The organism is Streptomyces sp. 2-1 (assembly GCF_048564895.1).
In the GTDB taxonomy this organism is placed as follows: Bacteria; Actinomycetota; Actinomycetes; order Streptomycetales; family Streptomycetaceae; genus Streptomyces; species Streptomyces phaeochromogenes.
In genome coordinates, this window is the sequence record NZ_CP183383.1 from 4,865,696 (window position 1) to 4,877,483 (window position 11,788).

Here is an 11,788-nt window from a genome sequence, read left to right on the forward strand (position 1 = left end):
TCGCCGCTAGTTGCCGGAGACCTTGACGAGGGCGACCTGGTTCGCCGCGGCGGCGCGGGCCAGCGCGGCGGCATCGCTCTCGTCGACGGTCACCGTGTAACGCTTGTTGGTGCTGCTGATGGTGGTGTCGCTCTTGGTCGCGGGCACGCTCTTGATGCGCGCGTCGGAGACGATCGGCGTGTTGCCGCTGCCCGCGGCACCGGTGCCCGTGTCATCGTCCGAGTTCGAGGAACCGGTGGTGCCGACCTGGTAGGCGGCCACGAGGTCGCCCACCTCGATGCCCTCGGGGTACTGCCCCTCCTTGAGGGAGAGTCCGACGACGGCCTTGCCGGACTGGAGGCTGGCCTCGGTGCCGAACATCTCGCCGATGACGAGGGTGCCCTTGTAGATCGTGGACTTGGCCTTGAGCTTCTTCAGGGTGTCGACCTGGGACCACCTGACGTAGTTGATCCCCGCGTCGTCCGCGACCAGCACCGACTCCACGTTGTTGCCGACGGGCTGGCCCGCCTGGACGTCGGCCGTCACCTTGACGACCTCGACGCGGTCACCGGCGCGCAGCACCAGCATGGTCGCCCCGAGCGCACCCACGAGGATCAGCAGGACCGCGAGCGCGGCCAGCGCGGGTTTGCGCTCGCGAGGCGGCGAGGGAAGGCGCTCCCCCATCGTCGGCTGAACCGGCGCAGCGGAACGGTTGTTGCCCGCCCCCGTACGCTCCTGGATCTTCACGCAACCGCTCCCCGTACACCCAAGAAGGTTTCGTCATTCAGGACACTTGGAACACTTCACCCTCACCGGGCGTACCGCCCGACCTGGTCGAATAGCCACGGCCGCAACGAGCGTCAAGTCATCGCACCGTATCAGCAGCGCATAAGCCCCTCAAGGCGCGCCCATGGCCTCGGATCCCACACGCCCCGACGTTATCCACGCGCAACGCGGGCCGTTCGGTTCCCGGTCGAGGAAGGCCCTGCATACGGGGCCGCCACTGTGCACCAGCGAATCATCCTCCCCTGCTCCGAGGGCCGTTCGTCACGCTCCGTCCATGAGGTCTGCACTAGTCGCTCACGGGGGTGGGGTGGGGGCCCGACGGGGGCGTGGAAGGATCTCCAGCGATCTTCGGCCGCGCTCCGGCGGCGAGGGCGACGTCCGTACGGGTTCGGTACGGGTTCGCTACGGGTTTCGGACGGGTGGAGTTGGTTGCGGTGACGGGGCTTCTGCCCGTGAGTGGTGCGGCCCTGTCCGCGGATGCCCGGCTCCTCTCCGCGATACGCGAAGTCGGCGCGCGCCGGGGCGTCGACTTCAACTACACGGACGACGCGGCGACGGCGGAGCTGCTCGCGCGGCACCGGCGCACGCTGAGTGCCGCCGAGCACGGTCCCCTGATGTGGCTGGGCTCACTGGCACTGGTCGCGGCCATCGTGTGGCCGTTCCTCGGCCACACGGTGCCCGCCTTCGAAGGCCGGCCGGAGCTGGCCTTCGGCCCGGCGGGCCCGCTGTTCGTGGTGGCCGTGGCATCCCTCGTCGTCGTACGGCGGCGCTGGAAAAGGGAGTTGCTCCACCCGAGGCTGGCGGGCTACCGCGAGGTGCTGGGCCTGGCGCGTGCGCACGGGGTGCCGGTGACGCACGTACCGGGCTGGCTGGTGGGCCGGTCGCTGAGCGGCGACCGGGAGACGGTGCCGGTTCCCACGTACGCGGAGGTCACGTACGCGGAGGTGGAGCCGTTGCCTGCGGGGCCGGCGCTGCCTGCGGAACCGACGTCCGGCGAGGCAACCGACAAGCCCATGGAGACCGAGGAAGCGGCAAGGAAAGCAACCGAAGGGGCGGCACCCACAGCGCCGCCCCCGGCCATCCCCTCGAAGCCGGCCTCGGTCGCGTCGTACGAGGCCATGGCGGACGAGGGCGGCTGGCACGACGAGGCGGGGTGCCTGCTGCTGTTCGTGGCGATCGGTGGCGTGGCCTGGGCGTTCTCCGAGGAGAACCCCCTCGGGTACCTGGCCGCCGTCCTCGCGGTCCCCCTCGCGATCACGACCTGGCTGGCGGGAGCCCGCCAGGGCCGCGAGAGGCAACGTCTCCGGGAGGCGGCGGTGGAGTACGTACGAGCCCTGTCCGCCGCACAGTCGGCGGGCGCGGCTGTCCCCGAACTCTCCCCGGCGCTCCGCAAGTTGCTGGAGGAGGAAGCGGAGAAGGTCCGGGGCTGAGTGGAGGCACTACGTTCTCGGGCTCCCAAGCATCTCCAACTGCCGGCCGGCGCCTCGGCCGCAGCCACCACGCTTCCACCTCCGCCTCGGCCTCGGCCTGCCGTGCCGGTTCTCGAACTCGGCGAAGCTGCCCGGGCCGCCGTCCATCCGGCCCGAACTCCTCCACGAGCCGCCGTGGCCCGGTGAAGCCGCGGCCGGAGTTCGTACTTCTCCCTCCGGTCCGGGTGTTGGCGAACCGCATCTTCAGGAAGGGCAACGGCTCCCGGCCGAGGTGGTTGAGGCGGAGCATGCGGTACCGGGTCTCCGCCTCGCCGATGCTCTCCCCGCCGGAGAACTCACAGGCGTACGCCGGAAACGTCAGCCGGACGAACGGCGTCAGCTCGGGAAGCTCGACGCGATAGAAGCGGTGCACTTCGGGGGCCACACCCACTGCCACGTCGAAAGGCCGACGCCCGGCCGGCGCCCGAAACCCTTCCAGCGCACCGAGGAAGGGGTTCCGGTCGAAAATCCTCTTCTCCCTCTCCCGGGCGAACTCCAAAGTCGCCACGGCCAGTTCATGGTCGTAGGAGTCACGGCCGCCGAACTGAAGCAACCGCTGCCCATCGGCGGAGAGGGCACCGGCGAACTCGATTCCCCGCACCGGCGACCAGTGCCAGGCGTCGGCAAGCCCGGGCAGCGGGGCCGCCCCTTTGAAACCGGCGACTACGGCCTGAAGATCCACACTCCCACCCTAAGAGGGCCGACGCAGAGGCCCGAGGCCATCCCTGACGTCCCTCACCAATAGCCAATAGCCACTCACCATCACCATCACCATCCGCCACTCACCGTCCACCACCAGGAACCAAGGAGCCCGTCCCCCCATGAAGCGAACCACCGCCCTGGCCGCCTCCGCGCTCTCCCTGTCCGCACTCACCCTCCTGACCGCATGCGGCAGCGGTGACTCGGATTCGGGTACGGACGCCGCGGACAAGCCCGGGGCCACTGCATCCCGGGCGAAGCAGGTCAGCCCGGCGGACCGGCTGGCCAAGCTCATGATCACGAAGGCCGACGTGGACGGTTACGCGGTCGAGGAGCCCTCCGACGAGTTCGTGTTCGCCAAGTCCCCGGACGAGGTGACCCTGGACAAGAAGGTGTGCGCCCCGCTGGCGTACGCGATGAACCAACTCCCGCTCGGCGAAGCGCAGGCGGACCTCACGCGGGTCGCCTCGAAGGACGGCCTCAACGGCGGCTTCACGTACGTCACGCTCACCGCCTACGAGGACGGCGGAGCGGAGTCGGCCATGGCCGGCCTCTCCAAGGCGGTGGCCTCCTGCGGCGACGGCTTCACCGCCAAGTCGAAGAGCGGCACCAGCCCGTACGACTCGGTCACCGCCGAACCGACCACCAAGGCGGGCGACGAGTCCCTCGCCTTCAAGTCCACGATGACGGTCCTGGGCACCACCCACACCCTCCACTCGGCCGCCGTACGCCACGACGACGTCATCGCCGTCTACTTCTCGGTGGACGGCAGGGCGATCGCGGAGTCCCGGCCGAGCGACGTGAAGCTGGCGGCCGTTGTGGTGGGGGCGCAGAACGCGAAGCTTGGTTGATGCCCGCAAGGTCGCTGCCTGAATCAGCCTCGTCAGAATCCCCACGGGGCAGGGTGCGGGGAGAGTGAGGGATCCTCCGACCAGATCAGCCGGGACTCGAGTTGATCCCCCAGAAGCCCGACGAGGCGTTCCACCATCCAACCGTTCCAGCAGACAGCTGTGGGGAACTGCGGAAAACGGAATGCCGCCGGCTCGACGGGCAGCGCCTCCGGCCGGAACACCGATTTCTTGATCCTGCCGATCTGGTCCGGCGCCGACGAGCGCTGTTCATCGAAACAGTCGACCACTCGCTCCACGACGTGGAGAAGGTATTCGTCCCCCGCGGATCCGTCGATGTTCACCGGCACGAGACGCCCTGCTGTTGCGAGCTCGTCCCCCAGGACGCCAGCGATACGGCCGCTGACGACGGGGCAGCATGGATCGCCGTTGGGAAACTCTCTCCTGGGCCATCGTGGTTCGCCTCCCCATTCGGCGTTGAAGCCGGTGGGGGGCTCGCCGACAGAGCCGCCGAGCTGCCAGCGCATGAGTTCCACGGGCGAATTGTCGAAATGGAGAAGCTGGAACTCCCGCATGCTCGGCAGCAGGCGGTATACCGAAAGGGGACCTTGGTTCTCTGCAGCCGTCATGGTGCCTTCGCCTGACTCAACCCGCACGGCACGATCACCACAGGCCTGGGATCAGTCCGGCGGCACGGTCACTTCTTCGGAAACGCCCCATGCACGGGCCGCCCCGCGATCGCCTCGTCGACCTCGTGCTGGAAATGCTCGAAGTTGGTGAGGGCGAACCAGCCACAGGGCTCGACGCGCTCGGGAAGCACGTCGTCGTTCTCGTCCACGTAGCCTTCGATGCTGGCGTCGTAGAAGCAGTGCTGCTTCAGCAGGTGTCCGGGTTCCAGGTCCTCATGGGCCACGGTCCGGAAATACCCTTTGTTCCATGTCCAGTTCATGGTGAAGAAGGGGGGCATCAGCAACCGGTCCGGTGTCAATGCGGAAAGGTCCGGCTCCGGATTCTCGGCGGGAACGTCGTAGATGTAGGCGAGGATGCCGCCGGGGAACCTGCCCTGCGGACCGCTCTCGCCGATCTTCACGATTCTGCCGAATCGATAGGTGGAGTCGTCCAGCTGCAGCGCAAACACATCGCCGACCTCATGCGAGCGACGCTGGCCCTTCATCTTCTTCAACGGCATGACGAAGTGTGTTCCTTCCATAGAGTTCCGCCAGGTCAGGCCATGAAGATCCTGCCATAGCGCAAAGCCGTCCCATATATGGAACGCTTGGGAGATATGGAGTTGATCTGGTCGATGGGGACACCGTTCTTGATCCTGCTGAACCCCGACGCACGGACGTCCTCGATGAGCCCCTGTTCGATCGCACGAGCCTGCCATTTCTTCAGGCCGGTGGCTCCTCGCACTTCCTGGAGCCGCACGATTCCGTAATTCTTTGCTATGTGCTGCCGTTCACGCCTGGAAATCTTGTTGGTGATTCCCGCGTAGATCTTGTTTCCCTGCGCGTCCAGCCCATGGTAGACGGAGTACCCGCCCTGGCTGTTCCGCGCTTTCCACGCTCTGAGTGCGATGACCTTCGCACACGGCGCCAGCCCCAGGGCATCGAGCCAGGACAGCGGGTTCCGCACATAGCCGTGATGGTTGTCCTCGGGCAACAGCCCCAGGGGGTCCGGAGAGGTGTACTGGGCGGTCTGCGGGTCGTAGTAGCGGTGGAAGTTGTAGTGCCAGCCGGTCTCGGGGTCGTAGTACTGACCGGGGAACCGCAACGGACAGTCCGGACCGTCGATGGTCGTGCCCGCGTCTTCGCCCCAGAGGGTGGTTCTGCCGACCCAGACCACGTCTCCCGACTCGGAGACCATTTCGGTTGGGGTTCCGACCAGATCGGCGACGATCGCATGGAATCGCCAGTCGTATTCGTCCTGACCGGGCGTGCCGTCGAGCTGCAGGAGAGGCGTATGCGTATCGGGCTCGTACTCCCAGGTCCGCACATTTCCCGAACTCGACGTCTGTGCCGTCAGGTTCTCTCCGTCCCAGTCGAAGACAACGAATTCCGCGACCGTGTCGTCGGAGTCGAGCCGTTGCTTCGAGATGCGCCGGCCGAGCGGATCGTAGGCGTAGCGCCAATGCGTCCCGTCAGGGGTGTGGACATCGGTGAGCCGGTCCTCCGCGCTCCACCGGTATGTCCAGATCTTCCGGGCTCCGGAGAGCATCCGCTTGATGCGGCGCACCACGCGCCCCTGAGCGTCGTGCTCATACGTGGAGCGGCCGGCCCGCCGGACCAGAGTGCCGCTCGCCACCCGCTCGTCGGAGGTCGTCGCCTCCGCGTTCGACGTCTCGGCGAGTACGACGTTTCCGACGGCGTCGTAGCCGTACCGTTCCCGTCGCTCCGGGCCCCGTACGGATGTCACACGGCCGACGGCGTCCAGTTCGAAGCGGCTCGTGCCCGCGCCGAGCGCGTCGATGGCCGAGACGTGACCGCCGGGCGCGTAGGAATACCGGCGCCGTTCCAACGCCGGCGCCTCTGGCTCCGCAGGCAGGATCTCCTGCTTCTCCAGGAGATTCTCCGGGAGCCAGGACTGCGCGAGCCGGGCCCGTGCTCCGAGCCCCCTCCGCACCTCGCCGCCCCCCGCGTCGTATGCGAAGTCGAGGGTGTGTCCCTGTGCGGTGAGGTGCGTCGGGCGGTCTTCCGAGTCGTACGTCCACCGGGATACGACCCCGTTCGGTGTGACCCGCTCGATGCGACGCCCGAGTACGTCGTAAACGGACTCCACAGTGCGCCCATTGACCGATTCGGAGACGATCCGGCCGATGGCATCGCGGTGCAGGGCGACTTCGGCATCGGCGTTTCGGGCCCGGACCAACTGCCCTGCGCCGTTGTAGCCGAATGTCGAGACCACGCCGTCGGAGAACCGCTGCTCGACGATATTTCCCAGCAGGTCGTGTACGTAGTCGACGGTCTCGCCGCCCGTCTTCTCTTTACGCGTCAATTGACCCGCGGCGTCGTAGCGATAGTTCAGATCGCTGCCGTTGAAGTCCCGCTCTGCCACCAGTTGCCCGGCGGCGTCGAATTCATAGGTCCAGCTGCGGTCCTGCGGGTTCGCCACATTGAGCAGCTGTTGCTCCGTGTCATAGACGAACTTGTAGACGCTGCCGTCGGGGTTGATACGCACGAGTGGCAGATCGAACGGTCCGATCTCGTGCCGGGTCGTGCCGCCGGACGGCTCGTGGTGTGCGACCTCGTTTCCCTCGGCGTCGTATTCCCACATCTCACGTGAGCCGTCCGGACCTTCGCTGAAAGCGGGCAGCCCTTCGGTCGTCCATCCCGTGCGGGTGATCCGTCCGACCGGATCCTGGATCTCGACGACGCGGCCGAAGGGGTCTCGCGTGCATCGTGTGGTGCCGCCGAGGGAGTCGGCCAGCTCCAGCGGGAGACCGGCAGCGTCCGTGGTGAGCGTACGAGTGTGGCCCAGCGGGTCGGTATGCGTGGCGAGCCGGCCACCCGTGTCGTACGTGTACCTGGTCTCGGCCCCCACCGGGTCGACTGCCCGGACGAGATTGCCGTTCGCGTCGTAACTCTGCCTCCAGGTCGACCCGTCGGGCTCGACCACACTGACCGGAAGGCCGAGTTCGCCGAACTCGGTCGTGGTGACAGAACCGTCGGGGAGCCGAATGCCGACGAGACGGCCGCCCGTGTCATGGCTGAACTCGGTGACGCGTTCCAATGGGTCCGTCAGCGAGAGCAACTGGTCGTAACGGTCCCAGGTGCGGTGAGTGGTGTGGCCCAACGGGTCGGTTTCTGCGACGAGTTGGTACGCGTCGTTGAAGCGGTAGAGGGTCGTATGTCCCAGTGAGTTGGTCGCGGCGGTGGTACGGGCTTCCTCGTCGTACGCGTAGGTGTAGTCGAGAATCCCGTCCATGCCGTGCGACGCGACGCACCGGCCCTCCGTGTCGTACGTATAGCGGTACCAGGTGCCGATCCGGTCGTCCCAACCCGTGATACGGCGATGGGCGTCGTAGGTGAACTTCAGTGGCAGGTCCGAGGAGTTGTAGATCTCGGCGAGATTGCCCCGGCCGTCGTAGCCGTAGCGGATGAGAGTCGGCTGCTCCGGGTGGCTGCTCAGGCTCAACTCGGTGACGCGACCCGCCTCGCAGGTCACCCCTATGCGATAACCACCGTGGTGAATCACCTCGGACGGGGTGCCGTCCTCGGCGTACGCGATGGAGATCCGGTTGCGGTTGCGGTCACTGATCCTCGTCAGTACCAGTTCCGTCGGCGGCCTGTCGGGCAGCGGTTCGAAGTGCAGCGTCTGACCGGTCTCGGGCCGGTGGACGGTGAGCATGCCGCCCTGGACGCGGTCCCATTCCAGCGGCCACCGCGGTCCCTCGACCGGCAGGACGGCCACATCGGTCTCGGGCACGGGGTACTGGAGGACCATCCCGTCGTCGTTGGCGAACCGCACCCCGGTCGGCTCCAGCAGCAGCCGTTGGTCCAGGGTGGACGACCAACTCGGGCCGAAGAGACGGCCGGAGCGCAGGCCGGTGCGGTGGTGCCTTTCGAGGACGAGAGGCAGTACGCCGGGCAGGGTGACGTCCGTGGCGGACATCACCACCTCTCCCGTGGCCACGTCGACCGGGTCGCCACAGGTGAAGAGCTTCTTCATCTGGCGGCCCATGGAGCGGGTCCCCTTGCCCAGGCCCTTGACGCCCATGGCCATGCCCTTGAGACCGGTCTTGCCGAAGGCCCGCAGCCCCTTGGCGAGTCCGCCGAGGCTGGTGAGGCCCTTCATGCCGGGTATGCAGTCCAGCGCGGCGAAGGCCACATCCAATAGGGACGCTTGGCCCTTCATATATTTGTTGAGGGTGTCGGCCAGGACGACCAGGGCGGCGATCAGGACGATCGCACCGAGGATCGGCCCACCGATGATCAGGGCGATGACCCCGAGCACAGCCACGACGACCTTGCAGACGGCGACGATGGTGTCCCAGTTGTCGGTGAACCAGTCACCGACCTCCTCGTACCATTTGCGGTTCTGAATGCCGGCGTCGGAGGCCTCGTCGAGTTTCCGCTTCGCATCCCCGGCGGCGTCCTCGCGCATCTTCCGGGCATCCGCGGCCATCTTCTTCGCGGCGTCGAGGGCGTTCTGCGCGGTGGTGACGTCGGACTGGGCGGAGGTGTGGGCGTCCTTGGCACTCTGGGCGTCGCGGGTGGCGGCGCGGACCTTGGACTCGTCCGGCTTGGGGACGTCCTTACCTGCAGACCCCGGGTCGTCCTTGTATTTGTCGGCTTCCTTGTTCGCCCGGGTGACCCATGAATCGGCGGAGGAGAGGCGGGACTTGGCGGAGGACAGGTCCGACTGGGCTTCACGGCCCTGGGCGAGGGCCTTGTCGGCGAGGGCCTGCGCGCGCTCCAGTTGCGGCCAGTAGGCGGCCAGCGCGTCCCCGGCAAGGTCGTACGACTTCTTCAGCTTCTTGAGGTTCTTCGGAACCCCGGAGAACTCGTCCCGGAACACATCGGCGGTCTTGCCCACCATCGTCAGGACGGCGTCCTCGTCAGCCATCCCCTTCACCAGGCGGAGGGCGTCCTGCACGTCGTCGGCGAAGTCGTGCAGGCTCTTGGCCAGCGACTTGACCCGTACCGGATCGCCCGGCGTCGGATCCTTGTCCAGGTCCAGCACATGCCAGTCCGTCGGCCGATAACCCGCCACGCCGCAACCCCCGTCACGCCAACCCCGTCAACCACACATACGCACAAGTGAAGTTACTGGGTACGGACGTTCGATGAAAAGGTCGCGATGGCGGCGGGTGCGGCTGCGCGGTTACGACGGCCCGCCGCCGCCCCGCCACCGGCCCGCTCCGCTACTCCGCGAAGCGGAACGTCGACGTGATCGCGTCGAAGATGTCGAAGAACGAGTCGGCGAGGTCGAGCACCTGGCTGCTGCCCGCGATGAGGGCGACCTTGCCCTCCTGCCCCGGGACGGGGATGAACGTTTGCATGAGCACGGCGCGGATGGTGCGCTTGAGGGCGTCGTCGGGTACGGGGATGTCCTCGATGCCGTACGTCCGCGCGGCCGTGCCGACGCCCGGGATGTCGACCGTCGTGACCTTCCGCCACGCGTCGCCCTCCTTCTTGGCCTCGCGCACGGCGAGCTGGCTCGCGATGACCTGCGGGTCGGTGGAGAGGGGCTCGCCGGCCTGCGTACGCCCGCCGACGAGCGAGACGGTGATCGAGCCGGTGATGGGGGTGTCACCGCCGAAGCTCTCGGCCATGCAGCCGCAGTACAGCGCGCCGGACTTCCAGGCGTCCCCTGCGGCCTTCCGCAGGAACGCGGTGTACGTGTCCTGGTGCTTGGCCAACTCGGGCTGTTGCCGCACCCGTTCGGCCACCATCCGCCGGATCGAGTCGTCCCGCGACTCGGGCCGCACGTCGAACTCCCACCACGACTCCGGAACCTTGATCCGGAAGCCGCCGCGCTCGATGGTGAGTGTCTCCATGTAGCGGGCCATGTTGGTTGCTCTCCCCCGGTTCCGAAGCAAACTGCAGTCTGTGATGTGCGTGCAAGCCTACGAGGCCGCGTACGCGCGGTCCCAGCGGCTCATTCGTACGCTTCCCCAGGTGCCCATCGCCACGGCGGCGAGGACGAGGCCTGCGATGAGTCCTCCGTACGAGTCGGACTCGGTTCCGGTATCGGCATCGGTCACCGGGCCGGCGACGCCTTCGGGGTCGTACCGGACGCGCAGGATGTCGCCCTTCGACACCGAACGGCAGCCGTCGCCCTCGGAGAGCGTCGGCGAGATCCTTGTGCCGTCCGACCGCCGCTGAAGGGTGCACCGGTCGGTTCTGGCGTCCTCTATGTCCACGACCGTGGCCGTGGTCCACCGCCCGCGCTCGGCGAGCGCGGACTGCTGCCCGGCCTCGAGCGCCACCACGCCGAGCGCCACACCCGCGACCACCGGAACAATGAGCTGCCAGGCCATCTTCCGCTGGGCACGCGGAACACGCCGCAGCCCGAGCATCGGTACGAGCACCGCCGCCAGCGGCAACAGCAACCCAGCCGTCAGTAGGGCCACCCCGCCGAGCCAGGACTTCAGCGGCAGCGCGGGGGCGAGCCAGCCGAGTCCTGCGGATCCGAGGGCGCAGGTGAGGCTGAAGGCGAGCCAACGGGCGGTCTCTTTCGACATTCGAGCAGCCTAGGCCCGGATGTCCGGGGCGCTCGTCACAGCCAAATCACCCCACCCGGCCCATACGGGAATCAGCGGGACACATTCGCTCTGGCGAAACCGTTGGCCCCACGGATACCGTCACTGCTCTTGACTGAACCTAAATCTCACGGGGAGTCCACTGTGAAGCGCCGCACTTTGCCCGTTGCTGCCGCGTTGGCCGCGACCGCAGCCCTCCTGCTGACGGCTTGCGGCGGGGACGACAAGTCGGACGACGGCGACAAGATCGCGGGCGCCGACCAGGCGTCCAAGGAATCGGCTTCGCCGAGCGCGGAAGCATCGGATGCCGTTGAGCGCCCCACGGTCACTCTTCCCAAGGACGTCAGCAACGTCTTCGAGAGCTGGAAGACGGGCGACGCGACAAAGGACGCGGCACTCGCGGACGTCACCCGGCGGATCAACGCCACGGACGCGTCCATCACTGCCGGCGAGCCGGACTCCGAGGCGATCAAGTTCTACTACAAGGGTGACGCCCTCATCGACGCCGTCGAGTGGGTCCAGGGCTACAAGAAGGACGGCAAGTCGATCACAGGGACGACGCGCTACTTCAACCCTGAGATCAAGATCGCGGACAAGGACACGGCCGCTGTCGCGTACTGCTCCGACGAGAGCAAGGCGTACGACAAGGACCGGAAGACGAACAAGGCCGACAAGACAACCGTCACCAAGAACTCGTACGTCACCTACAGCGCGCGCGTCCAGAAGAACGATCAGGGTGTCTGGCAGACCACGAGTCTGCTCTCGGAGAGGGGGAACGCGAAGTGCGCTCCGTGACATTGCGG

9 protein-coding genes are annotated in these 11,788 nt (G+C 67.3%); 3 read left to right on the plus strand and 6 right to left on the minus strand.

Translation table 11 applies throughout. The features are described from left to right. Positions 1-6 precede the first annotated feature (6 nt). Positions 7-726, minus strand: coding sequence for a hypothetical protein (locus ACN20J_RS21375; RefSeq protein WP_362301827.1), 720 nt, complete (start codon positions 724-726; stop codon positions 7-9). Positions 727-1,199: 473 nt separating this feature from the next. Between ACN20J_RS21375 and ACN20J_RS21380 the strand changes: the two genes are divergently transcribed. Then, positions 1,200-2,195 carry a hypothetical protein gene (locus ACN20J_RS21380; RefSeq protein WP_419666532.1) on the plus strand — a complete coding sequence of 332 codons (996 nt, stop codon included), beginning with the start codon at positions 1,200-1,202 and terminating at the stop codon, positions 2,193-2,195. Between the two features lie 860 nt (positions 2,196-3,055). Continuing rightward, complete coding sequence (locus tag ACN20J_RS21385) at positions 3,056-3,784, plus strand: hypothetical protein (protein ID WP_419666533.1); 729 nt, start codon at positions 3,056-3,058, stop codon at positions 3,782-3,784. A gap of 32 nt (positions 3,785-3,816) precedes the next feature. On the opposite strand, the gene ACN20J_RS21390 is transcribed toward ACN20J_RS21385, so the two are convergent. From ACN20J_RS21390 to ACN20J_RS21410, 5 genes are all read right to left on the minus strand, one after another. Continuing rightward, positions 3,817-4,410, minus strand: a complete 594-nt coding sequence (locus ACN20J_RS21390) for a hypothetical protein (protein ID WP_419666534.1) — start codon at positions 4,408-4,410, stop codon at positions 3,817-3,819. A gap of 68 nt (positions 4,411-4,478) precedes the next feature. Then, positions 4,479-4,970 carry an immunity 26/phosphotriesterase HocA family protein gene (locus ACN20J_RS21395; RefSeq protein WP_361913892.1) on the minus strand — a complete coding sequence of 164 codons (492 nt, stop codon included), beginning with the start codon at positions 4,968-4,970 and terminating at the stop codon, positions 4,479-4,481. A 35-nt stretch (positions 4,971-5,005) separates the two neighbouring features. Next, positions 5,006-9,493, minus strand: coding sequence for a DUF6531 domain-containing protein (locus ACN20J_RS21400; RefSeq protein WP_419666535.1), 4,488 nt, complete (start codon positions 9,491-9,493; stop codon positions 5,006-5,008). Positions 9,494-9,644: 151 nt separating this feature from the next. Next, the gene (locus tag ACN20J_RS21405) at positions 9,645-10,292 is read right to left on the minus strand and encodes a hypothetical protein (protein WP_189844830.1); all 648 of its coding nucleotides are present in this window, start codon (positions 10,290-10,292) and stop codon (positions 9,645-9,647) included. A gap of 57 nt (positions 10,293-10,349) precedes the next feature. After that, on the minus strand, positions 10,350-10,967 hold the full coding sequence (locus ACN20J_RS21410; protein ID WP_419666536.1) for a hypothetical protein: 618 nt from the start codon (positions 10,965-10,967) through the stop codon (positions 10,350-10,352). A 162-nt stretch (positions 10,968-11,129) separates the two neighbouring features. On the opposite strand from ACN20J_RS21410, the gene ACN20J_RS21415 reads away from it, so the two are divergent. Then, a complete protein-coding gene (locus ACN20J_RS21415) occupies positions 11,130-11,780 on the plus strand; it encodes a hypothetical protein (RefSeq protein ID WP_361913883.1) in 651 nt (216 codons plus the stop codon). Positions 11,781-11,788: the final 8 nt, after the last annotated feature.